This is a genomic window from Streptomyces sp. NBC_00775 (assembly GCF_036347135.1).
Lineage (GTDB): Bacteria > Actinomycetota > Actinomycetes > Streptomycetales > Streptomycetaceae > Streptomyces > Streptomyces lutosisoli.
Genome location: NZ_CP108938.1, coordinates 10,786,076 through 10,810,514 on the forward strand (window position 1 = coordinate 10,786,076; position 24,439 = coordinate 10,810,514).

Annotated in this window: 21 protein-coding genes and 9 pseudogenes; 15 read left to right on the forward strand and 15 right to left on the reverse strand. The window is 68.4% G+C overall.

The features are described 5' to 3' along the window. Positions 1-57: 57 nt before the first annotated feature. The 4 genes and pseudogenes from OIC96_RS48205 to OIC96_RS48220 form a co-directional block, all read left to right on the forward strand. Positions 58-999, forward strand: a pseudogene (locus OIC96_RS48205) (phosphoglucomutase); the annotation flags it as partial. Beyond that, positions 999-1,301, forward strand: a pseudogene (locus OIC96_RS48210) (zinc ribbon domain-containing protein); the annotation flags it as partial. The pseudogenes OIC96_RS48205 and OIC96_RS48210, both read left to right, overlap by 1 nt. Before the next feature lie 151 nt (positions 1,302-1,452). Next, positions 1,453-2,280 carry an SCO6745 family protein gene (locus OIC96_RS48215; protein ID WP_330301749.1) on the forward strand — a complete coding sequence of 276 codons (828 nt, stop codon included), beginning with the start codon at positions 1,453-1,455 and terminating at the stop codon, positions 2,278-2,280. Between the two features lie 372 nt (positions 2,281-2,652). Beyond that, positions 2,653-2,883 carry a hypothetical protein gene (locus OIC96_RS48220; RefSeq protein ID WP_330301748.1) on the forward strand — a complete coding sequence of 77 codons (231 nt, stop codon included), beginning with the start codon at positions 2,653-2,655 and terminating at the stop codon, positions 2,881-2,883. A gap of 59 nt (positions 2,884-2,942) precedes the next feature. Here the strand turns inward: OIC96_RS48220 and OIC96_RS50070 are convergent. From OIC96_RS50070 to OIC96_RS48230, 3 genes and pseudogenes are all read right to left on the reverse strand, one after another. Then, positions 2,943-3,011, reverse strand: a pseudogene (locus tag OIC96_RS50070) (helix-turn-helix domain-containing protein); the annotation flags it as partial. A 177-nt stretch (positions 3,012-3,188) separates the two neighbouring features. Beyond that, a pseudogene (locus tag OIC96_RS48225) lies at positions 3,189-3,824 on the reverse strand (ADP-ribosylglycohydrolase family protein); the annotation flags it as partial. Between the two features lie 60 nt (positions 3,825-3,884). Then, positions 3,885-5,120, reverse strand: a complete 1,236-nt coding sequence (locus tag OIC96_RS48230; protein WP_330301747.1) for an RNA-guided endonuclease InsQ/TnpB family protein — start codon at positions 5,118-5,120, stop codon at positions 3,885-3,887. Between the two features lie 34 nt (positions 5,121-5,154). Here OIC96_RS48230 and tnpA point away from each other — a divergent pair. Beyond that, positions 5,155-5,560 (forward strand): annotated as a pseudogene (gene tnpA, locus OIC96_RS48235) (IS200/IS605 family transposase). Positions 5,561-5,682: 122 nt separating this feature from the next. Here tnpA and OIC96_RS48240 read toward each other — a convergent pair. From OIC96_RS48240 to OIC96_RS48255, 4 genes and pseudogenes are all read right to left on the reverse strand, one after another. Continuing rightward, the gene (locus tag OIC96_RS48240; protein ID WP_330301746.1) at positions 5,683-6,000 is read right to left on the reverse strand and encodes an ADP-ribosylglycohydrolase family protein; all 318 of its coding nucleotides are present in this window, start codon (positions 5,998-6,000) and stop codon (positions 5,683-5,685) included. Between the two features lie 287 nt (positions 6,001-6,287). After that, a pseudogene (locus OIC96_RS48245) lies at positions 6,288-6,543 on the reverse strand (transposase family protein); the annotation flags it as partial. 221 nt (positions 6,544-6,764) lie between these two features. Next, positions 6,765-10,838 carry a beta-galactosidase gene (locus tag OIC96_RS48250; protein ID WP_443058602.1) on the reverse strand — a complete coding sequence of 1,358 codons (4,074 nt, stop codon included), beginning with the start codon at positions 10,836-10,838 and terminating at the stop codon, positions 6,765-6,767. A gap of 596 nt (positions 10,839-11,434) precedes the next feature. Continuing rightward, positions 11,435-12,031, reverse strand: a complete 597-nt coding sequence (locus OIC96_RS48255) for a hypothetical protein (RefSeq protein ID WP_330301744.1) — start codon at positions 12,029-12,031, stop codon at positions 11,435-11,437. Positions 12,032-12,581: 550 nt separating this feature from the next. Here OIC96_RS48255 and OIC96_RS48260 point away from each other — a divergent pair. Then, positions 12,582-13,139, forward strand: coding sequence for a NucA/NucB deoxyribonuclease domain-containing protein (locus OIC96_RS48260; protein WP_330301743.1), 558 nt, complete (start codon positions 12,582-12,584; stop codon positions 13,137-13,139). A gap of 1 nt (position 13,140) precedes the next feature. Here OIC96_RS48260 and OIC96_RS48265 read toward each other — a convergent pair whose 3' ends face one another. Further along, positions 13,141-13,608: a hypothetical protein gene (locus OIC96_RS48265; protein WP_330301742.1), complete on the reverse strand. Its 468-nt coding sequence runs from the start codon at positions 13,606-13,608 to the stop codon at positions 13,141-13,143. A gap of 401 nt (positions 13,609-14,009) precedes the next feature. Then, positions 14,010-14,273 (reverse strand): hypothetical protein, encoded by a 264-nt coding sequence (locus OIC96_RS48270; protein ID WP_330301741.1) that lies wholly within the window; start codon positions 14,271-14,273, stop codon positions 14,010-14,012. Positions 14,274-14,313: 40 nt separating this feature from the next. Here OIC96_RS48270 and OIC96_RS48275 point away from each other — a divergent pair. Both OIC96_RS48275 and OIC96_RS48280 read left to right on the forward strand, forming a co-directional pair. Further along, positions 14,314-15,522, forward strand: a pseudogene (locus OIC96_RS48275) (IS3 family transposase). Between the two features lie 148 nt (positions 15,523-15,670). After that, positions 15,671-16,093, forward strand: coding sequence for a DUF6328 family protein (locus OIC96_RS48280; protein ID WP_443058506.1), 423 nt, complete (start codon positions 15,671-15,673; stop codon positions 16,091-16,093). Positions 16,094-16,247: 154 nt separating this feature from the next. Here OIC96_RS48280 and OIC96_RS48285 read toward each other — a convergent pair whose 3' ends face one another. Further along, the gene (locus tag OIC96_RS48285; protein ID WP_330301740.1) at positions 16,248-16,688 is read right to left on the reverse strand and encodes a hypothetical protein; all 441 of its coding nucleotides are present in this window, start codon (positions 16,686-16,688) and stop codon (positions 16,248-16,250) included. A gap of 71 nt (positions 16,689-16,759) precedes the next feature. Here OIC96_RS48285 and OIC96_RS50075 point away from each other — a divergent pair, with 71 nt between their 5' ends. Continuing rightward, positions 16,760-17,083: a hypothetical protein gene (locus OIC96_RS50075; protein ID WP_443058507.1), complete on the forward strand. Its 324-nt coding sequence runs from the start codon at positions 16,760-16,762 to the stop codon at positions 17,081-17,083. Here OIC96_RS50075 and OIC96_RS48295 read toward each other — a convergent pair. Continuing rightward, positions 17,061-17,375: pseudogene (locus OIC96_RS48295) on the reverse strand (transposase family protein); the annotation flags it as partial. The gene OIC96_RS50075 and the pseudogene OIC96_RS48295 overlap by 23 nt on opposite strands. A 19-nt stretch (positions 17,376-17,394) precedes the next feature. Then, positions 17,395-17,814 carry an FKBP-type peptidyl-prolyl cis-trans isomerase gene (locus OIC96_RS48300; RefSeq protein WP_330301739.1) on the reverse strand — a complete coding sequence of 140 codons (420 nt, stop codon included), beginning with the start codon at positions 17,812-17,814 and terminating at the stop codon, positions 17,395-17,397. A 675-nt stretch (positions 17,815-18,489) separates the two neighbouring features. On the opposite strand from OIC96_RS48300, the gene OIC96_RS48305 reads away from it, so the two are divergent. The 4 genes from OIC96_RS48305 to OIC96_RS48320 all read left to right on the forward strand — a co-directional run bounded on the left by OIC96_RS48305 (position 18,490) and on the right by OIC96_RS48320 (position 20,599). Further along, the gene (locus tag OIC96_RS48305; RefSeq protein WP_330301738.1) at positions 18,490-19,239 is read left to right on the forward strand and encodes a transposase family protein; all 750 of its coding nucleotides are present in this window, start codon (positions 18,490-18,492) and stop codon (positions 19,237-19,239) included. A gap of 177 nt (positions 19,240-19,416) precedes the next feature. Next, positions 19,417-19,626, forward strand: a complete 210-nt coding sequence (locus OIC96_RS48310; RefSeq protein WP_330301737.1) for a DUF6381 family protein — start codon at positions 19,417-19,419, stop codon at positions 19,624-19,626. A gap of 247 nt (positions 19,627-19,873) precedes the next feature. Further along, the gene (locus OIC96_RS48315) at positions 19,874-20,218 is read left to right on the forward strand and encodes a PRC-barrel domain-containing protein (protein ID WP_330301736.1); all 345 of its coding nucleotides are present in this window, start codon (positions 19,874-19,876) and stop codon (positions 20,216-20,218) included. Between the two features lie 216 nt (positions 20,219-20,434). After that, positions 20,435-20,599: a hypothetical protein gene (locus tag OIC96_RS48320; RefSeq protein WP_330301735.1), complete on the forward strand. Its 165-nt coding sequence runs from the start codon at positions 20,435-20,437 to the stop codon at positions 20,597-20,599. A 198-nt stretch (positions 20,600-20,797) separates the two neighbouring features. Here the strand turns inward: OIC96_RS48320 and OIC96_RS48325 are convergent. Next, a pseudogene (locus tag OIC96_RS48325) lies at positions 20,798-20,878 on the reverse strand (DUF6131 family protein); the annotation flags it as partial. A gap of 237 nt (positions 20,879-21,115) precedes the next feature. Between OIC96_RS48325 and OIC96_RS48330 the strand changes: the two are divergent. Both OIC96_RS48330 and OIC96_RS48335 read left to right on the forward strand, forming a co-directional pair. Further along, on the forward strand, positions 21,116-21,559 hold the full coding sequence (locus OIC96_RS48330; RefSeq protein ID WP_330301734.1) for a hypothetical protein: 444 nt from the start codon (positions 21,116-21,118) through the stop codon (positions 21,557-21,559). Positions 21,560-21,626: 67 nt separating this feature from the next. After that, positions 21,627-21,800: a CsbD family protein gene (locus OIC96_RS48335; RefSeq protein ID WP_330301733.1), complete on the forward strand. Its 174-nt coding sequence runs from the start codon at positions 21,627-21,629 to the stop codon at positions 21,798-21,800. 1,072 nt (positions 21,801-22,872) lie between these two features. On the opposite strand, the gene OIC96_RS48340 is transcribed toward OIC96_RS48335, so the two are convergent. Then, positions 22,873-23,352 carry a MarR family winged helix-turn-helix transcriptional regulator gene (locus OIC96_RS48340; protein ID WP_330301732.1) on the reverse strand — a complete coding sequence of 160 codons (480 nt, stop codon included), beginning with the start codon at positions 23,350-23,352 and terminating at the stop codon, positions 22,873-22,875. Positions 23,353-23,363: 11 nt separating this feature from the next. Continuing rightward, entirely contained in the window at positions 23,364-24,425 is a 1,062-nt protein-coding gene (locus OIC96_RS48345; protein ID WP_330301731.1) for an alkene reductase, read from the reverse strand. Positions 24,426-24,439 lie beyond the last annotated feature (14 nt).

Genomic DNA, 24,439 nt, shown 5'->3' on the forward strand with positions numbered 1-24,439 from the left:
TCGGAGGCGTGCCACAACCGCCGCCCGGTGCGCGTCCCGGTGGGCCGGGCAGGGGGAATGAGGGCCGTACGAAGCGGTCGCCTCTTGCGGAGGAGCGGGAAGAGGCAGGACGCGCGAGCGGGGCAGGTCGCCGGGCCCGAGGACCTCATCGATGTGGCCCGCCTGGTCACGGCGTACTACGCGCTGCACCCCGACCCGGCCGAGCCCGGGCAACGGATGGCGTTCGGCACCTCGGGACACCGCGGCTCCTCCCTCGCGGCGGCGTTCAACGAGGACCACATCGCGGCCACCAGCCAGGCCATCTGCGAGTACCGCACCGCCCAGGGCACCGACGGCCCCCTCTTCCTGGGCGCCGACACCCACGCCCTGTCCGAGCCCGCGCGGATCGCGGCGCTGGAGGTGTTCGCCGCCAACGACGTGAGCGTCCTCATCGACCAGGCCGACGGCTACACGCCCACCCCGGCGGTCTCGCACGCCATCCTCACCCACAACCGGAACCGCACGTCCGGCCTCGCCGACGGGGTGGTGGTCACCCCCTCGCACAACCCGCCCGCCGACGGCGGCTTCACGTACAACCCGCCGACCGGCGGCCCCGCCGGTTCCGAGGCGACCTCCTGGATCCAGGACCGCGCCAACGAGATCATCACCGGCGGCCTGAAGGACGTACGGCGCATCCCGTACACCCGCGCCCTGGCCGCACCCGGCACCGGCCGCTACGACTTCCTCGGCACCTACGTGGCCGACCTGCCGAACGTGCTGGACCTGGAGGCGATCCGGGCCGTCGGCGTGCGCATCGGCGCCGATCCGCTGGGCGGCGCCTCCGTCGCCTACTGGGGCAGGATCGCCGAACAGCACCGGCTCGACCTGACGGTCGTCAACCCGCTCACCGATCCCACCTGGCGCTTCATGACGCTGGACTGGGACGGCGAGATCCGCATGGACTGCTCCTCGCCGTACGCCATGGCCTCGCTCATCGAGCAGCGCGACCGGTTCGACATCTGGAGTACAAGGCGGTCAGGTACGGCCGGACCCTGGTCAAGATCGGCCGGTTCACACCGACCTCCCAGACCTGCTCGGCCTGCGGTATCAAAGACGGACCCAAGCCCCTGAACGTCCGGGAATGGACCTGCACCGCCTGCGGGACCCTCCATGACCGGGACCACAACGCCGCGATCAACGTGAAAACGGCCGCCGGACTGGCGGTTACAGCCTGCGGAGCGCAGGTAAGACCAGGACTCGTCCCGGCACAGCGCGACGAAACAGGAAGCCACGGACTCTCCACCGAACCCCGTGCCGCGTAGCGGCACAGCAACGGACGAGAAGGCCAGAATCCTCGGGCTTCAGCCCGAGGAGCAAGTCAACGAAGAGTCAGACGTTCAACTGCCGTGCCCAGAAGCTGATCTAACGGCCCGTACTGCTCCACGGGGCGTGACCGCAGGCATGATGTAGGCCATGACTCACACAGCTCGCCGCATGTTCGAGCTCCTGGAGCCGATCTGCTTGGTCACCTACTTCGCCGACGAGTGCAACGAGGAGCTGGCCGCGCTCGGCCACCGCACCTACTGGGACGGCTACTTCGCCAGCCGCGCCGCGCCGCTGGGGCGGGTGCCGGCGCAGGTCGTGCACGCGGCCTTCTACAGCTTCGCCGACGGCGAGGCCGCGCGGCACATCCCGAGCGCGTGGGAGACCATCCCGCCCGAGGCGTCCGTCGCCGCGCGGGAGCGGGGCAGCGCGGCCTCCGTACGGCGGATCCTCGGCGACGAGCTGGCCGACTCCCCGGGCCTGGTGCGCGCCGCTGACCTGGCGACCAAAGCCGCGACGAACGCGCCCACAGAAGGTCGGGTGATGTACGCCGGGATGCGCACCCTTCCGGTGCCGAGCGACCCGGTCGCCCGGCTGTGGCATTCCGCAACCATGCTGCGCGAGCACCGCTGTGACGGGCACGTCGCCGCTCTCGTCGGCGCACGCATCGGCGGCACGGAGGCCCACGTGCTCAGCGCGCTGGAAATGGGCATCCACCCGCCGGAGTCATTCGGGCGCATCCATCACCTGCCGAAGGAGCGGCTGGTCGCGGTCATGGACGGTCTGCGCGAGCGCGGGCTCGTCGACGCCGACGGCTGGTTCACCGACGCCGGCCGAGAGACCAAGCAACGCATCGAAGCCCTGACCGACGAGCTCGCCGCCCCGCCGTACGACGCCCTGTCTCCCGCCGAGCTCGACGAGCTGGTCGCCGAGCTCGAACCCATCACCGCGACGCTGGTGGCTGCGGGGTCGCAGTGACGAGCGGCGACTGACGGGACGAGGAGTCCGCCGTGCGGTACGGCGAGTTCTCGGCCCGGCGTTCGCGCCCGAGGTGCTCGACCCGACCGTCGACTTCCTGGCCGCATCCCGATGCCGACGAGTTGGTCGGCCTGGGCACCGCCTGGCCCGCCTGCATCTGCGTGCCGCCACACGGAGCGGACCCGAGCGCTCGTTGAGCACCCGCAACGAGGCGGCCACCAACGTGCCCGAACAGCACAGATAGGGAACGGTTGCCGTGACCGTTCCCCGAACGCGTGACGTTGTGTGATCCACACGCGCGTGTGATCGTGGCACGTATGTAGTTGGGGCCACGTGCGCTCTCATCTCCGGGGCCGAGGAAAGCAGGGTGTGATGGCGGCGAACGAGCCGTGGCGGATGTCGGTCGACGGTGAGGAGTTCGAGGTCAGCCAGCCGGACGGCAAGCCGGGTTCCTACAACTTCACCTGGCTGACCGGACCCGACCCCCAGTACGGGTTCGGGTTCAGCAACCACCCTCCGGTGCAAGTCGGCAGGGCCGTTCTGGAGGAGTCCATACGGGACTTCCTCTCGCAGGTGGACCCCGACACCGGATACATCGAGTGATGTGGTGTGGCGGAGTTCGGGGTCCGGTCGGGTCTTATCCGGAGGTCGCGACGTCGAATCTCGTACCGGATCCGCTCACGAAACTGTCGCCGCTCAGCGGTCAATCCGCCGCCCTGCGCGTACCGCATACCACCGGCCTACCGCAGGGATCAGTACCCGACAACAACCCGAAGAGATCAGTAACGGAGTCCTATTAGATCCCCAGGTCAGCACATCGCCTATCTGGTGATCGTTAGCAGATTTGTCAGAGCGAGGAGCTCCGCGGCAACGCCGAGCCTGCGCCACGGCAGGCGCCCGGGGAAGGCTCACTCCGACACGACCGGGGGCAGCGGTTCGCGGGCGGCGTGCCAGGCAGGGGGAAGGGCGGTGACGCCCGTTCGGGCGGCGATCACCCCGCCCGCGATGGCGCAGGTGGTGTCGATGTCGCCGCGTCCGGCGACCGTGAACCACAGGCCCTCGTGCAGGTCGTCGAGGTGACTCGCCGCGCACCACAGGGCGTACGGGACGGTGTCGGGCCCGGACATCCGGTAGCCGGAGCCCAGGATCTCCGCGGCGTGCCGGACCGAGGTGCGCTCCGACATCCGGGCCGCGACCCGCACTCCCGACCGGACGTCGCTGTCGGGGAGGCGTTCGGCGACGGCGTGGAGGAAGTCCGGGCGGGCCGGAGCGGGCTCGCCCCGGCCACGGGTTGCCAGGGCGGCGGCAAGGGCGACGGCCACCGCCGCGGCCACCGCCTCCGGGTGGTGGTGCGAGACCACGCCCTGGCGGGCGGCCTGCTCGGCGGCCGCGTCGAGGTCGGCGGCGTGCCAGGCGCCGAGCGGCGCGGTGCGCATCGCTGCACCGTTACCCCAGGAGCCCTGGCCGCCGAACTGCCCAGCGACCACCTCCCGCCAGGGCTCGCCCGCGCCGATCCGGCGGAGTACGTCGTGCATCGAGGCTCCTTGACTTGCTCCTCGGGCTGAAGCCCGAGGATTCTGGCCTTCTCGTCCGTTGCTGTGCCGCTACGCGGCACGGGGTTCGGGAGAGAATCCTTGGCTTCCTGTTTCGTCGCGCTGTGCCAGGACGAGTCCTGGTCTGACCTGCGCTCCACAGGCTGCAACCGCCAGTCCGGCGGCCGTTTTCACGTTCTTCGCGGCGTTGTGGTCCCGGTCATGGACCGCACCGCACGCGGCACAGGTCCATTCCCGGACATTCAGGGGCTTGGGTCCGTCCTTGGCCCCGCAGGCCGAGCAGGTCTGGGAGGTCGGCTCGAACCGGCCGATCTTCACCACAGTCCGGCCGTACCGGGCCGCCTTGTACTCCAGCATGGTCACGAACGCCGACCATCCGGCGTCGTGGACACTCTTGGCCAGTCTGGTGCGCGCGAGTCCTTTGACCGCTAGGTCTTCCACGCCGATCGCTTGGTTGTCGCGGATCAGCTGGGTGGAGAGCTGGTGGTGGAATTCTTTGCGCGCGTCGGTCACCTTCGCGTGGGCGCGGGCGACCTTGAGGCGGGCCTTCTCGCGGTTCTTGCTGCCTTTCTGCTTGCGGGACAACTCCCGCTGGGCCTTCTTGAGTTTCTTCTCCGCGCGGCGCAGGAACCTGGGGGAGTCGATCTTCGTGCCGTCGGACAGGACCGCGAAGTGGGTGAGGCCGAGGTCGATGCCGACGATCTGGTCGGTGTCGGGCATCCGGGTGGCGTCGGTGTGCGGGTCGGCGTGCGGGTCGGTGTCGATGACGAAGGAGGCGAAGTACCGCCCGGCCGCGTCCTTGATCACGGTGACCGAGGAGGGCTGGGAGGGCAGGGCGCGTGACCACTTCACCTTCACCGCCCCGATCTTCGGCAGGTTCAGCCGCCCGGAGTCGGTGATCGACCAGCGGGCGTTGGCCGTGAAGCGGATCGACTGCCGGGTGTCCTTGCGGGACTTGAAGCGGGGCGCACCCATCTTCGCGCCCTGCCGCTGGCCCTTGAGGGAGGCGAAGAAGTTCTTGTAGGCGGCCTCCGCGTCGCGCAGCGCCTGCTGGAGCACGACGGCGGAGACCTCGCCCAGCCAGGAGCGGGCCTCGGTCCGTTTCGCCTCGGTGATCAGCCTCTTCGACAGCTCACCGGCCGCCGGGAAGGCCTCGCCCGCTGTGCGGGCGTGTTCGCGGGCGCGCACGGCGTCGTTGAACACGACGCGGGCGCACCCGAACGCCCTTGCCAGCGCGGCGCGTTGGCCGGAGTCCGGGTACAGGCGGAAGCTGTACCGAAGCTGCATGACCGTCACGCTAGACACTTGGGTTACCGGCGGCATGCAGAAGATCAGAACTGGTCGGCACTGTGTTTTCGTGATGTATGTGCACTTGGTCTTCGTGACAAAGTTCCGGCACAACGTATTCACGGACGATCACCTGACGCGGATGGAGGAGATCATGCGGTCGGTGTGCGCGGACTTCGAAGGCGAGCTGGCGGAGTCGACGGCGAGGACCACTACGTCCACCTCCTGGTGAACTTCCCGCCCAAGGTCGCCGTCACCGAACTCGTCAACTCTCTCAAGGGCGTCTCCTCCCGCCGACTGCGCCAGGAGTTCCCCGACCTGGCAGGCCACTACTGGCGGGCCAACAAGCTCTGGTCCGGGTCCTGTTTCGCCGGCACTGTCGGCGGCGCCCCGCTCTCGGTGGTCAAGCAGTAATCGAGCAGCAGAACCGGCCGGTGTGAGCATCGCCCGGCTCCGCCGGACCGGCCATCGTGGCGCTCCGCGCCATGGTGGTGAATACGCGGCATCCGGCTCCGCCGGACCGGAATCCGCGACGCTCCGCGTCGCCACCGTCAGATTCGCTTCACCCCCGGCCTGAAGGCCGGAGCACTGCGAATGAATCCCGGTAGCCGCGATGCGTGTCGCCGGCGTAGGCGGCCGCGAAGCGCCCGGCGAGGCGGTCCTGGTCGACGGCGCCGCCGCCCACGGCAAGTTCCTGGACAAGGACGAGCGCCTGGGCGGTGTCGTCACTCCACCGCCACATCGGTTCCGCGGGCAGAGTCCGCGTCTCAAGGGCCGCCGGGCCGTCCCGGCGCAGGATGCCGAACCATCGGTCGCCGAATGCGTCCCCGAAGGCGAGTCCGTGCAACGAGTCCAGCACGGCGGCAGGCATGGTGATCATCGTGGCAGTTTCGCAGCCTGGCAATGGTGGGGGTGACGGTCGGGGACCGGCCGTCGGCCTGGGCCGCCTTGGGGGCCTCCAGGGCCACCGCAGCAGCACGTGGGCGGCGGTGCGGTCGCCGATGTCCGCGGCGGTGACCATCACGCCCAGCAGCAGGCCGCCCCTCGCCCGCCGTCGTGTCAATGTTTTGTGGGCGATGATCCGTGACAGAGAGTGCTGACACGCCTCACTTCCCGCCGCGGCATCGGCTTGACATCAGCATTGGGAAGTCCCGTATGGGGCATGAGTTATCCAGTGAGAGCCAGGTTGTGGAGCCTGGGCGATGCCGAGCATCGCCTGGTGAACGCCGTGGCCCTTGAGCCGGCAGTCCCGCAGGATCCTCCACTTCTTCAGCCGGGACAGGGCGTGTTCCACCCGGGCACGCGCCCGTCGGTGAACGGCGTTCTCCGCCTCCTGCTGCGGGCTGAGGTGCGTCTGACCGCGTCGTTTGCGGTGCGGGATGAGCAGGCCGGTTCGTTGGCAGCCGCCGTAGGCGATGCTGAGCGGCCCGGAGTCGCGTGATGTGAGCGCAGGTCTACGACCAGGACGGTCCGTGCGTCGGCGTCCCGGTCCTGCCGCTGTTAGGCGGAAGCCAGTTGCTCGTTTGACTGAGGTGTGAAGCCCTCCGGGGCCCGAGCAGATACGACAAGACCGCCGCCTCGTATGAGGCAGCGGTCTGTCTGACCTCGTTGCCGCTCTGGGCAAGATCCGTTTGAAGACGGGCCCTAGCCGCAGGTCAGGGTCGGCATCGCCCAGTCACCGTGGTCGTTGCCGTTGCCGTCTCCGGCGTCACCGACCTTGAGGTCGACCACTTGGGCGCCGCTGACGTCGACGTCGATGGGTACCGCGGCCTGTTTGCCGCGGATCGTCGGCGTGGTCACCAAGGTCTTGCCGTCGGCGATCACGGAGAACGTCACCGTTCCCGCACCACCCGTCTCGTCGTCGACACCGCCGTCCGCCGTCAACCGTGAGCAGTTTCCGGCGAGGTAGAGCTCGACGTCGCTGACCGAGTTGGTGCCCAGGCCCTTGGCGTAACCGACACCGGCGATACTGATCGGACGGCCGTCCCCGGCCGCCTGCTCACCGACGCTGCTGTCGCGCTCCACCGGGCCCCACCCGTTGGTGGACGACAAGAAGGGTAGGTCGCTCACGGCGCTCTTCCCGGTCGGCGGAGCCGGCGGGATCCCGCCGACGATGCGCTCGTCACCGCCGGTGGCCTGCCGTCCGTTCTGCAGGTAGTGGACTGTCGCGGTGAGTGCCGAGGCGGACGGCAGCTTCCCCGTCGGCGGCTGGACCTTCCAGGTGAAGGTGGCCGACTGGCCGGGTTGCAGGCGCTCGACCGACGCGGGGCTCGCGGCGCTCACGTCCCAGCCGTCGGGCGCGGAGAGTGAGGCCGTCAGTCGGGAGGCGGACGGTCGGTCCTTCGGCACCCGCACCGTCGCCTCGGCTGTGAAGGCCTGTCCTGGCTGTGCGGTGTCCGGCACGTCCAGGGTGACGTCCGCTCCCGGCCGCTTGGGCATCGCGTACGTGTGGGCGTCGTAGCGGGGGCTGTCGTTCTGCGCGACGTGCAGGGACGAGGCGTAGCTGCCGTAGTTGGTGAGCGACACCTTGCCGAGGCCGCCGGTGCTGCCGTCCAGGTTCCATACGGCAATGGCGATGCTGTTGCGGCCGTTCGGGTTCAGGATCCCGTTCGGCACCGGGAACGTGTGCTGCGGCCCGAGGTAGTTGACGTAGTTGCCGACCTGCCAGCCGTTCACGAAGATCGTGGCCCGGTACTTGCGTGACGGGTCGTCGGTGAACGTCAGTCCGAGCGACGTGTCCTGGCCGTGCGGCAGATCCAGGGCGACGTCGGAGCGGTACCAGGAGACCCCGGGACGGGTGTCGGTCGTCGGAAGGGACGTCTTCTTCCACTTGCCGTCCGGGAAACCGGGCAGGGACCAGCCGGCCCGCTCGCCATACAGGCCGCCCGTCGAGAGCGGTCCGCGCACCGTGTCCTGCAGGTCCTCGCCGCCGCGTACGCCCTGCAGCCGCCAGGTGACGGCGGTCAGCGGTGCCCCGGCGAGGGAGGCGCTGATCAGGCCGCGCGCGGTCTTGTTGCCGTTGGTCGAGTTGTAGTCCTCCTCGTGCCCCATGTTCACGGTGAGCACGGAAATGACGTTGTCACCCTTGGACTTGAGCGCATCGGCCGGGAAGGTGAAGTCGGCCCTGCCTGTGGTGGAGCTGCCCAGGAAGGTGCCGTTGAGCCAGGCGGAGAACGCCTGTGCCCCTCCGCCGGAGTCCGAGACCAGGCGGATGCCTGTCTCCTTGCCGGTGGCGTGGAAGCGGCCGCGGTACCACGTGTTGCCGGTGTGGAAGCCGTAGTCGTCCGCGTAGAGCACCGGCAGCGCGTTGACGCCGGAGACACTGTTGGTGGTCGTCTTGTCGGCCACCTGCCAGCTGGTGTCGTCGAAACCGGGGGCCGCTTCGGGCGACTCCTCGCTGTGCTTCCAGTTGGTGAGTGCCGGCAGGTGTATCGGGGCCGCCGTCGGGATCTTCCCGGTGAGGCTCCCCGTGCCGCCGGCCCGGGTGTCGACGGTCCGGCCGTTCCAGGTGATGTGGTCGGCGGAGGTGAACACCTCGATGTTCTTGTCGTCGGCGTTGTCGCCGGTGAGTGCCAAGGTGCGGTCGCCGTTCAGGCTGGTCGCCGTCCGCAGCAGGTGGCTGCCGCGCACGAGGACAGGGCCGGCCGCTGTGTCCTGACGCCAGAAGGTCTTGGCCGTGGCCTTGTCGCCGACGAGCAGTTCGAGCGGGCGCTGTCGGCCGCCGGTGATGCTGACGCGGATCAGGTCCTTGTGCGTGTAGTTCAGGCGCAGGTCGCCGGTGGCCGCGTCCCAGGTTGTCGTGACCGGGCCGCCGCTGGTGGTCACGGTGGGCTTGGAGGCGTAGCGCAGCACGGTCTCGCCGTCGCTGCCCGCATCGCCGTAGAGCACGGCGACGTCCCGGTCACCGATGGTCGCGCTGGTCATGATCTCCGAGGTCGAGTACTGCAACTGCGAGTCGCCGAGCCGGTAGTTGGCCACGATCACGTGTGAGTCGCGTCCGTCGAGCGTGATCGCGGTGCCCGGCTGCTGGGGCACGACCGGGTAGGTCGGCTCTGCGGCGGCGGTACCCGTCGGCACGTCGATGGCGTCGATGGCCACGTAGTCGTCGGTGGAGCCCGAGCTGTGGCTGCCGTCCACGACGATCTTCAGGGTGTGCGCTCCGTCCGGCAGGCCGGTCTTCTGGAAGATCACCGCCTGGTTCTCGGCGCCGGAGTCGTCGACCGTCGCGACCTTGGTGCCGTCGAGGTAGACGTCGGCATTGCCGTGGTTGTTGGTCTTCGACCCGATCCAGCGGATCGCGGTGCCGTCGAAGGGGACGGTCACCGAGTCACCGGCCTTGTTGGAGAAGGACTCGGTGTGCTTGTAGTCGCCGCCGGTGTAGCTCTGGTCGGCCACGTGCGACCACGAACCGGTGTACTGCAGCGCGGAGTCGGGGTCGTCCCAGGTGTAGGTGGTGTCCACGGCCGGTTGGGCGTTGAAGTCCAGCGCGATGTGGGTCTTGTCGACCGCGGTGGACGTGGAGTTCCCGTGCCGCAGGACGTGGAACTGCGTCTTGCTGTCGGGGTTCATCCGGGCGGTGTCGACGACCGCGGAGTCGTCCGGCGGCGTGGCCCTGATCGACTCAGTCTTGGTCAGCGGGGCGAGGGACTGCGTGAAGTACCCGATCAGCTTGTCCTCGTAGTACTTCGGATCCAGCTGGCGGTTCTCGCGGATCGCGGCGCCGTAGTCGTACGACGTGTAGTTCTCCGGCATGCCCAGCCAGCCCCAGTTGGTGCCGCCGTACGTCATGTAGAAGCTCTGTGCGGTGGCGCCGACGGCTATGTTCTGCTTGTAGAACACGTTGGCGAACTGGTCGTTGATCAGCTCGGCGCACTTGTCGTAGCCCGGCCCGCCCCAGGGGTCGAAGGCACCGCCCTGGAACTCCGGCGAGTACAGCGGCTTGCCGGCGGGGTGGTCGTAGCTGATGTCCGGAACGCCGTTCCACTTCGAGGGGTTCGAGCAGTCGAAGCCCTGCGGGTAGGAGTCGGGGCCGTCGACGTCCAGGGCGCCGGTACCCGAGTTGAAGGTGCCGTTGTTGTTGCCGGTCAGCGGCACGGTGATGCCGTCGGCGCGGGCCTTGTCCTCCAGGTGCTTCATGTAGGAGTGGCCGGCGGCCGAGCCGTTGTAGTACTCGTTCTCGACCTGGTAGGCAATGACGGAGCCGGTCCCGTTGGTCAGTTGGTGACGGGCGATGATCCGGTCGATCTGGGTCAGCCATTCGTCCGCGTACTTCAGGAACCGCGGATCGTCACTGCGGTTGTTCCCCGCCTTGGTGGTCAGCCAGCCGGGCAGGCCGCCGCTGTCGACCTCCGCGTTGATGTACGGCGCCGGGCGGGCGATGACGTAGAGCCCGGCCTCCTCGGCCATGTCGAGCAGCTTGTCGACGTCACGCACCCCGCTGAAGTCGTACACGCCCGGCTTCGGCGAGTGGTATCCCCAGTCGAAGTACAGCGACGTGGAGTTGAAGCCTGCGGCCTTCATCTTCTGGAAGATGTCGCGCCACAGGTCCGGGCTCGGGAGCCGGAAGTAGTGGAACTCGCCGGACCACAGGTAGGTGCGCCTGCCGTCGACGAGGAACGAGTAGCCGTCGAGACTCACCGTGTGTGCCCCCGCACTGGCGGCAGCCGCAGCGGCGGGTTGCTTCCCGCCGACGTCCTGCGCCGCGGCGGGCGCGGTCATGCCCGCGGCCAGGGCGATGGTCGCGGCCGTGGCGAGGATCACCCTCCACCACCGACGGCGGCCGGGTCTCGCAGCTTCTGAACCGATCCGTTTACTCCGCACTGCGGCCTCCATACCGCCTGAGCGATCAGTATCAAACAGACTCAGGCAAAGCCGAACAGTAAAGGTGCGCAAGGCTCAACACAATGGGGCGGGAGAACACGGTCGAGGTGGCAGTGGTGGTGCGAAATCCCCACGCACGGCCGGTCACTGACCCCTCGTCACGGGATACGGCCATCAACCGCCACGAGATGGACGGGAAGGGCACGCCGCGCATCGTGACGACGTGGCATACGGTCCACAAGCTCACCACGGAAAGGACGTGGCACCTGCGCCCGAACAACGGTCGCGAGCGCCACCCGGCCGGCGCGTAGGTGGGTATAGGGCAACTCGCTTCGCCGGCATCGGCGTTCAGGGCTGCCTGGACGTGTCTCTGCTCGTGCGGGGAGCTGGGCGGTCGACCGTGGCTTCACTCGCCCCATCCCAACTCAGTCTGATCGGTGGCCGCGTAGAGCTGTACGGGAATCGTTATCTAGATCTGGCTCTTAGCTTCGCTTTTATCCCTGAGGGTGGTGGGTCGCGGGTCTTGCGGCTGTTTTGACTGCGGGGTGGCGGGGTGCGGGTCCTCGCCGGGTGCCTTGTGGACGGCCTGCGGAGCGTCCGAAGGGTTGTGGCGGCTTGGCTGGTGTTCCCACTGCTGCCTGAACGTGACGAAATCGTCGGCGGACACGGCCAGGTGTGAGCCGGGCAGGCGGCAGCGGTTTCTCCCAGGGCAGTCGGTGGTCGGCCACCAGGGTTCGGGCGAGGCGAAGTTGGGTGTAGGCGGCGATGATGAGCCAGGTCCACCGGTCGGCCTGCTCGGGAGTGCGGGGCCGGGGCAGGGTCCAGTTCAGAGTCTGGCGGGCGAAGCGGAAGGTGTGTTCGATGTCGAAGCGGCGGGTGTAGGCCCGCCAGAGCAGGTCCGGATTGGGGGTGTGGCCGGGTGGTCCTGTCCACCACAGCCACAAGGTCTTCGGTGCCCGGCTCCGGCCGGGCAGCCGGTCGACGGTGAGCCGGACCAGGGTGCCGGGGACGATGGGGCGGGGGCCGCGGCTGCCGTGGCCGTCGTGCTGCTGGGTCTTGGCGTGCAAGCGGTGCCATATCTGCACGGTCACCGCGCCGTATTGCTCGTCCGTGCATGTGTGGACGGCGTCCGGGGCCGGCCAGGTGGTGGGGTCGGGGCAGGCGAATTTCGCGCCGTGGCGGCGCGGCCTCCCGGCAGCCGTCCTGAGCCGGGGCGGCGGTGAGCTCGAGGGCCAGGCGCACGGAGTCGTAGCCACGGTCGAACACGAACAGCGGTGTCTGCAGGCCCAGTTCAGGACTCTGTTGCAGCAGGCCGCGGATCTGGCGGGCGGCGACCGTGCTCGGGTTCTCGCCCGGGACCAGGCGCCGGGCATCGACCGGAGCGGTCCACGAGTTCGTCGTCAACTCCAGGCCGGCGAGCCAGGAGTAGGCCCAGCCGGCCACGATCGGCTGTCCCGCCGAGTGCCTCGAGGGGTGGTAGTAGTAGCCGCGTCCGGGTGAGCACTCCGCGTCGCTGCGGACCCACACACTCACGTCCACCGCGAATACCGGACACGACGCGCGAGGCAGCGAGTCGGCCAACAGCGCACGTGCCGCTTCGGCCCCCGCACGGCCGTTGGCCAGAGCCGCATAGGTGCTCCCGTGACCACGACGGTGCAGCCCGTCCAGCGACAGGTAGGGCAGGGAAATGACCGGACCGGCTGCCAGCAGGGCGTCCGTCAGCTCGAACAACGCATCCGCCCGTCGGGACAGACAGTCGTACCAACCCGTGCGGAAGCGCATCAGGTTGGCCTTGCCCTGGCGGCCTGCCCCCGCCCCGAGCACACTGACAGGGACACCAAGCCGTACATGTCGGCGAAGAAGGTGCCCGGGCAGACGCCGGCGGATCCGCTCCACCGGACGGTGAGCGCACGCCGCATCGACGACAACCGGAAGGCGGCGGTCAAGCAGTGCAAGCGGTACTGGGGACGCAACTACACCAACGGAGGGAAGGAGTGCGACGAGTACCCCTTTGCGAGCACGTATGAAGGGGCTGCGGAGCATGACTACGACGCGGAAGCACGAGAGTTCAACTTCTCCGCGAAGCCGATCCCGGGCGACGACAACCAGGCGGGCGGCAACATCCTGAAGAGCTCCTACGCCAAGAACCGCGTCATTGACGGAATGGATGACGGCTTCATCGTGAAGATCGTCACATGACCTATGCTGCGGCGGGCCAGAACTGCACGAGGTAGCGCTCCACACCGTGGCCAGTGCCTTCGCCCTCCGACAGGGCCGCGGCCTCGGCCCGGCCTGCACAGTGGACACGGACGTGCCACGAACCGCCGGAATCCGCCAGCGTGATCAGGTCGTCCATCCGGCCCGTGTGCATGGACCACACGGCTACCTGACCACTGGTCGACTCAAATTTGGCTTCGGCCATCTCGTCCCAGTCGGCCCGGTTCTGCTGAGGCGGTGGCCCATCCCACACTTCGGCGCTGACCGCGGCGGTGTGGGTATGGCCGCCGCTGGTGATATCCAGGCGCCCTGGGTGAGTGCTGAGGAACACGTGCCGGTTGAAGTCGTCCGGGAAGGGAACCGGCAGGTCCGCGTCATCGGACTCCTGCAACCCGAAGGCGTGAAAGCCCACGTACGCATTCACATCCTGCTGCCGCACAAGCTTTGCCATGAGCGCCCTTCGATATCACACACGACTGGCCATCCCCGAGATCGTAGGCCCGTGCTGACCCGACGGGCACAGGCGCATGGCCGGGTCACCGGGCGCAGGCCAGACCACGGGCCCGACCACGCTGTAACCGCCCCCATGTCTGGGTCCGCCAGGCAGGGCGGGGCGGCCTGCCGGTGGGTGGCGAGGGCAGGGTGGTATCCGCAACTGGCTACTCCCATGTCTTTGCCGACGTTTTGGGCCTACGGAGCGGATGTCGCCGTACGGAGGATCGAAGGCGAAGGCGAAGGCGATCAGCAGAGGCCTCGGCGGCCTGTACTTCATGTGTCCGCTGCCAGGCTGCGTACCAACTCCCTTTGCTTGTCGTGTAGGAGCGGCCACTCACCCTGTTGTACGTGCAGCCACTACCGGGTCTGGTCTTCGTCTGGTGTATCGGGCCACCAGGCGATGTCCGAGGGCAGGCCGTGGAGGTGATGGCGGGCGGCCCAGTAGTGCCGCAGCCAGTCCAGTGGCCAGGGCGGGTTCCACCAGGTGTCCAGGGCAGTGAGTTGCCGGCCGAGGCGGGTGGGTTGGGCGGCGATGCGCTGGCGGTGGCGTTGCTGGTTGAGCCATTTGCCCAGAGCGAAGCCGTCATAGATGGTGTGAGGCTGATCCTTTGGAGCGGACACCCTGACAATGGATCTTGATGGTCCAGGGAGGGATGTTCAGGTGGGACGCAAGTCTCCGCATCCGGAGGAGTTCAGGAAGGACGCTGTCGCGCTCTACCGCGCCGCCGCCGGGAAGCGGACGTATGCGGCGGTGGCTGCGGATCTCGGTATCACCGCGGAGTCGCTGCGGACGTGGGTCCGTAAGGACGAGGCCCAGGCCGCGCCCGAGGGCCGCGACGGCAGCGTCAGTACGGCGGAGGAGCTGGCCCGGCTGCGGGCTGAGAACGCCAGGCTGCTCAAAGCCGAGCATGAGTGGCGGCTGGAGCGCGAGATCCTGCGCCAGACAGCCGCTTATTTTGCTCGGGAGGTGAAGTGAGCCCCCACCGCTGGGCCTTCATCTCCGACAACCGCGCCGACTTCGGCGTCAAGCGGATCTGCCGGGTGCTCGGGTGTCCCGCGCCGGCTACTACCGGCACCTGGCCACCGAGCAGGCCCGCGCCGAGCGCCAGGCCGAGGAGGAGCGGACCGTGAGCGAGATCCGCGCCATTCACACCGAGCACCATGGTGCCTACGGCGCCCCGCGTGTCCATGCCGAGCTGCAGGCGAGGGGCCGCAAGATCAACCGCAAGCGCGTGAGCCGGCTGATGCGGATCAACCGCATCGTCGGCCGGCACCTGCGGAAGAAGAAGCGGACGACGATCGCGGACAGGACCGCGCCGCCCGCGGCGGACCTGGTGATGCGCGACTTCACCGCGGACGCCCTGAACACCAGGTGGTGCGGCGACATTACCTATATAGCCGTCGGCCCGACCTGGCTCTATCTCGCCACGGTGATCGACATCTGCTCTAGGAAGGTCGTGGGCTGGTCGATCGCGGACCATATGCGCACCTCGCTGGTCACCGACGCGATCGAGATGGCCGTGGCCGCCCGCGGCGGCGGGGTTCACGGCGTCGTCTTCCACACGGACAGGGGCGCCCGTACAGCGCGGCCGCCTTCGCCGAGGTGTGCCGCCGGCACCGCATCCGCCGCAGCATGGGCCGGGTCGGCTCAAGCTACGACAACGCCCTGGCCGAGTCGTTCTTCCAGGGCCTCAAACCCGAGTTGCTCCACAGACGCCGCTGGACCTCGAAGGCGCAGACGCGGCTCGAGCTGTTCCGCCGGCTTTCGTACTACAACCGGCGCCGCCGCCACTCCGCCCTCGGCTACCTCACACCAGCTGAGTTCGAACAACAACTGATCACGACACGTACGCTGTCACTCGTCGCATGAAACCCGGTGTCCACTCCCCGGGAGCAACCTCAGAATTCCCGTACCCCGCGCAAGGAGACGACGCGGGAGGGGGCCGACCGCAATTACGGCGAGCTGCTCCAGGAGTTGAGGATCATCCAGCCCGGGGGGTCCAGATCCTGTTCGCGTTTTGCTGACGCTGGCCTTCACCGCCCGCTTCCCCACGCTCGATACGGCGCAGCGCACCATGTGCATCACCACGCTGCTGCTCGCGGTGCTCGCTGCGGCCCTGTTCACTGCGTCGGCCGCCTTGCATCGCACGCTGTTTCAGCGCGGGGCCAAGCCCGAGATCGTGCGGACCTCGTCACGGCTCGCGGGGGCGGGCATGAGCGTCTTGATGCTGGCTCTCACCGGCTCCGTGCTGCTCGTCGTCGACGTGGTGCTCGGCCGGGTCGAGGGCGTGATAGCGGGGAGCGCGACGCTGCTGGTGTGCGGCGGCCTGTGGGGGCTGTTTCCACAGCTCGTCAGGCGGCACGCCGCACGGTCCGAGGCCCGAGTGGCCCTGGGACCGCCGACCGGAGCGAACCAGGTGGGCGCCAGGCACCACGAGTGATGCCCGTCATGCCGAACCTCGTTGCCGACCGTGACTGCGATGCGGGCGACCGTTCGGATCCCCCTGATTCCAGAACACAGCCGCCGCAGTCAGACCGGTGTGGTCCAGGCACCGGTTTCCTGTGGCGGCTGTGCTTCCTGCAGGGAGGGCGGTGTTACTGGCTGGCGGGTGCTGCCATGTGCAGCAGCCGTTCGGTGATCTCCCGGTACTGCCGGAACGCAAGCCGTAGTTCCTCGGTCTGCGCATCGGTGTCCTGGTCCTGCCAGCTTGCGCGCAGGACGCGGCGCCGTTCTGTGAGGCTGTTGGTGAACTGGGTGGCGGCCTTGTCGAAGACGGTGTCGGCTTCTTCCACGGCCTGGCGCGGGCTGTCGACGAAGGTGCTGAGAGCCTGCTGGAGGCGCAGGGTGAGCTTGTCCCGGTCGCCCCGCGGGATCAGGTCCGGGCCGGGTTTGCGGTCGGGGCTGTCGGTGCTGGTGCCGGGCTCACGCGGTGCGTGAGCGGGTTCGGTGCGGGGTGCCTGTGGGGCGCGCTGCATCGCGGGATCCGGGGTTCCGGGCTGGGGGTGCGGTGCGTGTTCGGCATTGTGCGACATCATGTGCTGCTTCCCTTCGCGTGGCGTCGGGTCAGTGCCCACGCGTGGCCGTTGTCGTCGGGGGACGGCGGACGGTGCCGGTCGAAGTCGCCGGCTTGTTCGGTGACCAACGTCTCGAAGAGGCTTCGGGCTTCGACCATGGCCTCCCGCATTTCCTCGGTACCGCTCTGGTCGCGGGCCGCTGCGTGCACGCTGCGGTAGCCGTGGACATGGGCGGCGTGGTGGACGGAGAGGGCGGCGATCTGCTCCTCGAACTGCTCGCCGTCGGGGAAGCTGCGGTCCCCTGCCAGGCGCGCCAGCAGCGCGTCCGCCTCGGTGACGGCCTTCTGTGGCGAGTCGACGAACTGTTCCTGAATGTCGGCCCACTGAGCGTTTTCAGCGTTGCCTCTCCAGGGTGAGGACGGCTTTGGCGATGACGGTCATGCGGTTGGGGCTGATGTGGGATCTGCGGAAGATCTGCCAGGACTTCAGCCGTGCCATGGCGCGCTCGACCGGAGCCCTGGCTTGGGCAAGGGCCCGGTTGACGGTGTGCTGGGTCGGGGTCAGCTCTCCGCATGGTGGCCGTTTGAGGCCGGTGGTGACCCAGGTGCCGGCGCCCGTGACGGGCCGCCATCTCGCGCGCCACGGGTTGAGGAGGTGTCTGTCGAGGAGTGCAGCTGTCCATACGTGGCAGCGACAGGGTGTCCCCGGCCCCTCAGGAGCGCCAGGTTCAGGCCGAGCCGGTCGAGCCGGGCCTCGCTCCGGCGGGCCCGCCCACGACCGTGAGTAGGTCCACGACGAAGATCAGCGTCGAGCCCGCCGGGATCAACGGAGAGGGTGACTGCTTGCCGTAACCGAGACGCGGGGGAACGATGATCTCGCGCCGGCCGCCGACCTTCATTCCCCTTACTCCCCGGTCCCAGCCCTTGATGACCCTGCCACCGCCCACGGCGAACTTGAACGGCCGGTCCCGCTCCCAGGAGGAGTCGAACTCTCTTCCGGACGCGAACGTGACCCCTACATAGTGAACCTGGACGACCCTGCCCGGCTGCGCCTCGGGGCCGTCCCCAACCACGAGGTCCCGGATCGTCAGCTCGGTGGGCGCGTCACCCTCCGGAACCTCGATTCTGGGCTTCGTCAGTTCGCTCATCGCGGTCCCATCGCTCGCCACCGGAATCCCTCGCACGGGCCGGCCGGACACATGGACATTCCATGCGGCAGGCGATCACGCTACCGGCAATGCCCATGCTCCGAGGTGCACCCCGTGCCACGGAACACGGCTCTCGCGTCCGGGGGATGTACCGGAGGGAGAGCCGGCCAAACCAGGGCGCGTCTCGGGCCGTGTTTCGTCTGCGCGTTCCTCAAGGGAGACCCTGACTACAGACACGAGTTGGTCTACGCCACGCTGACCACGCGCGTTTATGGATCAGTGGCCCACGGTGCCGGAAAAGGTTCTCGTCGCACCCACGGCGCACGTGAAAGACGTCGTCAGCGGGTTCTCCGAGGACGGCTACGTGCTGATGATGCAGCCGTGCGCCATGTGGCGCTCGCGGTTGAAGAAGTGCTGGCGCCGGAGCGGGTGTATCTGCTGTCGCTGGGGTCGCAGCAAGGAAACACTCATGTCCACTGGCATGTTGCGGCCCTACCGCCCGGGGTCCCTTACGAGCAGCAGCAGTTCCATGCGCTCATGGCCGAACACGGAGCGTTTTCAGCGTGGTCACCGGTCGGATGACGGAAGCGGCGTGAGATGGTTTCGCAACAGACAGTGCTCCTGTGCCGTTGAGGGAGGTGTTCGACGTCTCAACCCACCGGCACAGGAGCCCTGTTGGTTCCCTATCCTGCCGCACTCGACCTCCCGCACGCCCTGGTCGAGTGGGTCACCATGCTCATCGTCACCCGCGAAGGTGACCGGCGGTGCAAGCTCCCGCCGCACCAGCGCGCACTCGTCGCTCTGGTGTACCTGCGCCGCCACGACAGCCTCGTAAGGATCGCGGCTGGTTTCTGCATATCCGTCGGCACCGCGCACGCCTACGTCACCACCGTGACGAACCTGCTCCCCGACCGGGCCCCGGGTCTGCTGAAGACCCTGCGCGAGAACGACCCGGACTTCGTCCTCCTCGACGGAACCCTCGCCGAGTGCGACCGCGTCGGCGACAGCCGCGCGGACTACTCGGCCAAGCACCGCCGGCACGGAGTGAACGTCCAGGTCCTCACCGATCCGACAGGCGAGCTGCTGTGGTTCTCGCCCGCCCTGCCGGGCGGCACCCACGATCTCACCGCAGCCCGCACCCACCAGATCATCCGGATCTGCGAACGCCAGGGTGTCCCCGTCCTCGCCGACCGCGCCTACACGGGCGCCGGCACCTGGGTCACCACCGGCCTCAAACGGCCACCATGCGGAGAGCTGACCCCGACCCAGCACACCGTCAACCGGGCCCTTGCCCAAGCCAGGGCTCCGGTCGAGCGCGCCATGGCACGGCTGAAGTCCTGGCAGATCTTCCGCAGATCCCACATCAGCCCCAACCGCATGACCGTCATCGCCAAAGCCGTCCTCACCCTGGAGAGGCAACGCTGAAAACGCTCACTGAGCCCTGTATTGCGCGCGGGCCTCGGGCGACAACGGCTGCTCAAGACCGTGTCGCGGAGCGACGGGCCTGCGGTGATAGCGCACGGTGACGGTTCAGGATGCGAGGGTGATCGGGCACTGATTGGCTGATGGGGCCCGCTCTTCCCGACAGTCCAAGGAGTGACTATGAGCGCCGCAGGCGAATCCGGCAACCGAGCACAGCAGATGCGCGAGAAGGCCCAGAAGCTGACCGAAGCCGCGGAGCGTACGACCGACCTGCAGGAGCGTCAGAAGCTTCAGGAGCAGGCCCGTGGCCTGCAGGAGCAGATCAAGCAGCAGGGCCAGCCTGGTGAGAGCAGGTCGAAGGGCACTCCTGGCGGCGGGCGGAACCAGTAGCCCCCTGAATGAGGCACGGCCACTCAATCGCAGATGGTCTCCAGCCCCGGCCGGGGCTGGAGACCATCTGCGACCGGTTTGTGTCGCACGGGCAAGGAGTAGGGCCAGGGCAGTACTTCTCGCATGTCCGTCCTTGTCGTGACCAGAAGTCGCTGCTCTCTCAGCCTCCCCGCACCCGGTTTCAGAAATGGATTCACCGATCGGTGCAGTCTTCATCTTCGTGTCACGCGAAGGAAGGGATTCTGTTGTGAGTGAAAGCATTTGGGGCTACCACCCAGCGTCGGGACATCAGATGGGAACCGATCTGATCGGTTTCAAGGTCGAGGCGACCGATGGCGGCATCGGCAAGATCGACAAGCACTCTGACGATGTCGGCGCCGCCCACCTTGTCGTCGACACCGGTGCTTGGATCTTCGGCAAGCACGTGCTTCTCCCGGCCGGGATCATCACGCGCGTCGACACTGCCGAGAAGAAGGTCTACGTCGACCGCACCAAGGACGAGATCAAGAACGCACCCGAGTTCGACAGGGACAAGCACACGGGCGACCCCCGCTACCTTGAGCAACTCGGCAAGTACTACGGGCACATGTGACCCCTCGTTCGCTTTTGGTACGGCTCCCGCCGGTAGCTGGTCACCGGCCAGATCAGACCGCTCACGGGCGCTGCCTGGTTTTCGTTAGCAGGACGGTGCGTTCTGCCGGTCGCACCGTCAAGTCGTCTGCAACAAGTGGCTGGTGAAGGCAACACAGGCGAACCGTAACGAGCCCGCCGTCGAGAGTGGCCCCTCCACCCGAGGAGGCGAAGCGCCATGGTCCCGGTCCTGGTCCTGCTTGTCGTCGCGATCGTGCTGGGCATCATCGGCGTGGCCGTCGAGGGCATGTTGTGCCTCCTTTCCATCGGCGTACTGCTCCTCATCGCCGACGTGGGGTATCTCGCCGTGCGCTCGGCAGCGCGCCGACACCGCACCCGCTGACCTGCCACCCTCACACCGTCCGGCGGCCCTGCGGCTGGCGCCCGAAAACCGCACGGCGATCAAGGCCACCCTGCGGCTCCGGCACACGCAAGCGGCCTGCGATCGCCCAGCCAAGGCGACCCGGCAGGGGAACGAGGAACGCTCCACACATCGGGTCGTGCGAGGAACGGATCATGACGATCCCCAGGTTCAGAGCGTCTACCAGTAGTGCCGACGTCCACGGACCGCGTGACCCAGCGATCCCAAGATCCACAGGATGACCCCGATGATGACCAGGATGTCCTCCGATCTCGCGGAGTGATCCCCCTGTCCGCAGGTCCCCGGCGGCCTTCAGCACAAACCCACACCTGGATGCGTGGACGTTGGCACGGGTCACGGCCGAGCGGCATCTCGCCCGGTCGATGGACTCCAGCGAGTGGGCCACCAGTCCCGGCGAGCCTGCCGTCCCTGCCGCCGTGGCTTTGTGGACGGTGCGGTTCTACTGTGGGAACAGGTAGATCCCTGGAGCGCGTCATAATGTTCATCCTCGGACTCATCATCTTGATCGCCGCGGTGGTCGTCGGCGTGGCTGGTGTTCTCACCAACAGCGGCAGCGGGCATGAACTCACCGGCGCGTTCTCGATATTCAGCCACGACGTGACCGGCTCCACCGGCACGCTGTTCCTGTACGGCATCGTCGTCGGAGCGGCGGCCCTGCTCGGGCTGGTCCTGCTCTTGACCGGTGTACGCGGCCGTCCTTCTCGCCGTGGCAGCAGCTCGCGCCGCGGACTGAAGCAGTCGCGCTGCGATACGGCCTCTGCCGGGAGAGGCCGCGACGACCTGGTCGACCAACGCGAGCCCGCCCGCGCGGACAACGCGAGTGCGCGGGGGAACGGCTCACCCCCGGGTGATCGCACTCCCGCCCCGGACGGCGGTCATCGGAGCAGACTGCACTTGTTCGGGCACCGTGCAGAACGGTGACCGGCTCAGCGCCGCGGATGCCCCTCCCATCGAAACCCAGCAGACAACTCACCCAGGGCGGCCTCTCATGAGTATCGCGAAGAAGATCGCGCACAAAGCCGAAGCGATGAAGGGCGGTGCCAAGAAGACGACCGGCCGCGCCACCGGCAGCTGGCGCCTGCAAGCCGAAGGCCGCGGAGACCAAGTCAAGGGCAACATCAAGCAGGCCGGGGCAAAGATCAGGGACGCCTTCAAACACTGACCCCCTCCGTCAACCCGACTAGGGCCACGCGCGTGTCAGTGCGCGCGGGCCCGGGCCAAGGCCATCGGGGTTCCGGGCATCGACGTCGTCCTCGCCCGCGGCCTGCGTGAGCGGGCGGCGGGCGCACGAGCCTCTCAGAAGCCTTGGTCCGCCCCGAGCGGATCCGTGGCCCATTCCCCGTCCTGATGTCCTGCCCGACGACCAGGTCGATGGCCGCGTTCAGGACCCGCTCCGGTGCAGCAAAGTCCACCCGCCCAGGGCGTACTCGACGCCGTACCGGCGGCGTACGACCTCGGCGGATCCTCGCGAGAGTCCAGCATCGGTCAGGCGGGTCGACGGCAGCCAGGACAGCACCCAACACTGCTTACAGCAGTCGCAGTTAAACCCCGAACGCGCCACCCGACGGGCCATCAACCAACTCAACCAGCTTGGCTACACCGTCACCCTCAACCCCAGGCAGGACGCGGCCTGACCGACAGCCCGGCACTCGACGGTCCTCTGCGACCACCGGGCACCCTGCCCTGCCCACACCCAACCTGACCAGGCTCTATTTACGCGTCAGTGGTGGGGGATTAGGTGGGCGGGGCAGTGGTGGCCGCGGACGTGGGCGCCGTCGGCCCGGGTTGCTCAGGGGGCTGGCCTGTGGTGGGCGGATCCGCGGCGCGGGTCACCGTCGGCCTGCAGGAGCTTGCGGCGGTCGAAGGCGACCCGGACGCGGGTGATGCGGCCAACCTCCATGCGGGCCGGCCGGCGACGGGGAAGGGCTCGCCGGCCCCGCGGGTGTCGCCCTGCCCCCGAATGAGTTCCGTCCTGCCTCCACCGGGACAGCTCGCGTTTGCCCCTCACACTGAGGCCCCGTTCACCCCGGTTCTCCCCGACGTACGAGGGTGAACGGGCGGGTTCCGCCGCATCCGCCGGCTCGGCTCGCCGGGGCTTCTTCCGACAGTCGGGGAGCCTGGCTCCGTTCAGCACGGGCCTTCGTGAGCCGAGTGCGCTGCGGCACTGTCCACTTCGCGGGAACGCCGGAAACGATTCGCACTCCAGGTTGGACCGGGGTGCAGGCCGAGGGGAGTTACTCGGACTCCTCCGCCGCAACGTCACGGCTGTTGATCGCGTCGGTGATGGCGTAGGCGATACGGACGAAGGACTCTGCCTGCTGCGCCGACAGGTTCAGCGCGGAGGTCTCCTCCAGGGCCCGCCACATGGCTGCCAGAGGCTCGCGCATGGCACGGCCCTTGTCGGTGAGGTGGACGACCATGACGCGTCGGTCGTGTTCGGCCGGCTCGCGGTTGAGCAGGCCGGCGTCCTGCATGCGGCGTAGGGATTTGGAGATGGTGGAGTGGTCCACGTCGACGCTTTCGAGCAGCTCGGACTGGGTCTGGCCGTCCCGGTCGAGGAGTTGCATCAGCAGCAGTTCCTGACCGGGATGCAGGTCCATCTCGCGGAGCATGGCGGCGGCGCGGGCGCGGTGAGCGCGGGCGAGCTGGAAGATCGCGTAGCTCATCGGCCCCTCGCTGGCCGTCGTGGGGATGCGGGGTGTGGGGGCGGCCATGGTTCGGTTCCTCAGACGGTGTGGGTGGGGTAGTCGGTGTAGCCGGCCACTCCGCCACCGTAGAAGGTCGCCGGATCGGGGGTGTTCAGCGGCGCGTCAGAGCGTAGCCGCTCGACCAGGTCCGGGTTGGCGAGCGCGAGGGCGCCGACGGAGACAAGGTCGGCCGTGCCGTTGTCGACGTCCTTGGCGCGGGTGGGCAGGTCGGTGCCGCCCCGGTTGAGGATCAGCGTGGTCGGCCACAGCGAGCGCAGGGTGCCCAGCAGCTCCTCGTCGCCCGCGTGCATCACGTGGAGGTAGGCGAGGCCGAGCGGGCTGAGGGCGCGCAGGAGCGCCGGATACAGCTCGGCGGTGTCGGACTCGGCGATGTCGTTGTAGGGGTTGCCGGGGGAGATGCGCAGGCCGGTGCGGTCGGCGCCGATCTCGTCGGCCACGGCAGCGGCCACCTCGACGGCGAAGCGGATGCGGTTGTCGAGGGAACCGCCGTAGCGGTCGGTGCGCTGGTTGGTGTTGTCGGACAGGAACTGGTGCACCAGGTAGCCGTTGGCGCCGTGGATCTCCACGCCGTCGGCGCCTGCCGCGACGGCGGACGCTGCGGCGCGGCGGAAGTCGTCGACGGTCGCCGCGACCTCCTGCGTCGACAGCGCACGGGGGGTCGGCATCTCCTGGGGCCCGGACGCCGTGAACATCACGCCCTGCGGCCGGATCTCCGAAGGGGCGATCGGTCGGCGTCCGTGGGGGGTGTTGTTTGGGTGGGAGATGCGTCCGGTGTGCATCAGCTGGATGACGATCCGACCGTCGGCCGCGTGCACGGCGTCGGTGACCTTGCGCCACCCGGCGATCTGCTCGTCATTGTGGATGCCGGGGGTGAGGAGGTAGCCCTGGCCGTCGGTGGAGGGCTGGGTTCCCTCGGTGATGATGAGCGCGTGCGAGGCCCTCTGGGCGTAGTACTCGGCGTTCAGCTCGGTCGGTACGCCTTCAGGTGTGGAGCGGTCACGGGTCATGGGGGCCATGACCAGACGGTGCGGGAGGGAGATGCCACCGACGGTGGTCGGCGTCCACAGGGCGTTGAGCATGAATGGTCCTTCGG

What these genes read in the sequence shown, in the direction of transcription:
- OIC96_RS48215 (WP_330301749.1), top strand. Translation starts at nt 1,453, where the DNA reads ATGACTCACACAGCTCGCCGCATGTTCGAGCTCCTGGAGCCGATCTGC.
- OIC96_RS48220 (WP_330301748.1), top strand. Translation starts at nt 2,653, where the DNA reads ATGGCGGCGAACGAGCCGTGGCGGATGTCGGTCGACGGTGAGGAGTTC.
- OIC96_RS48230 (WP_330301747.1), bottom strand. Translation starts at nt 5,120, where the DNA reads ATGCAGCTTCGGTACAGCTTCCGCCTGTACCCGGACTCCGGCCAACGC.
- OIC96_RS48240 (WP_330301746.1), bottom strand. Translation starts at nt 6,000, where the DNA reads ATGATCACCATGCCTGCCGCCGTGCTGGACTCGTTGCACGGACTCGCC.
- OIC96_RS48250 (WP_443058602.1), bottom strand. Translation starts at nt 10,838, where the DNA reads ATGACCGCGCCCGCCGCGGCGCAGGACGTCGGCGGGAAGCAACCCGCC.
- OIC96_RS48265 (WP_330301742.1), bottom strand. Translation starts at nt 13,608, where the DNA reads ATGGCAAAGCTTGTGCGGCAGCAGGATGTGAATGCGTACGTGGGCTTT.
- OIC96_RS48285 (WP_330301740.1), bottom strand. Translation starts at nt 16,688, where the DNA reads ATGATGTCGCACAATGCCGAACACGCACCGCACCCCCAGCCCGGAACC.
- OIC96_RS48300 (WP_330301739.1), bottom strand. Translation starts at nt 17,814, where the DNA reads ATGAGCGAACTGACGAAGCCCAGAATCGAGGTTCCGGAGGGTGACGCG.
- OIC96_RS48310 (WP_330301737.1), top strand. Translation starts at nt 19,417, where the DNA reads ATGAGCGCCGCAGGCGAATCCGGCAACCGAGCACAGCAGATGCGCGAG.
- OIC96_RS48320 (WP_330301735.1), top strand. Translation starts at nt 20,435, where the DNA reads ATGGTCCCGGTCCTGGTCCTGCTTGTCGTCGCGATCGTGCTGGGCATC.
- OIC96_RS48330 (WP_330301734.1), top strand. Translation starts at nt 21,116, where the DNA reads ATGTTCATCCTCGGACTCATCATCTTGATCGCCGCGGTGGTCGTCGGC.
- OIC96_RS48335 (WP_330301733.1), top strand. Translation starts at nt 21,627, where the DNA reads ATGAGTATCGCGAAGAAGATCGCGCACAAAGCCGAAGCGATGAAGGGC.
- OIC96_RS48340 (WP_330301732.1), bottom strand. Translation starts at nt 23,352, where the DNA reads ATGGCCGCCCCCACACCCCGCATCCCCACGACGGCCAGCGAGGGGCCG.
- OIC96_RS48345 (WP_330301731.1), bottom strand. Translation starts at nt 24,425, where the DNA reads ATGCTCAACGCCCTGTGGACGCCGACCACCGTCGGTGGCATCTCCCTC.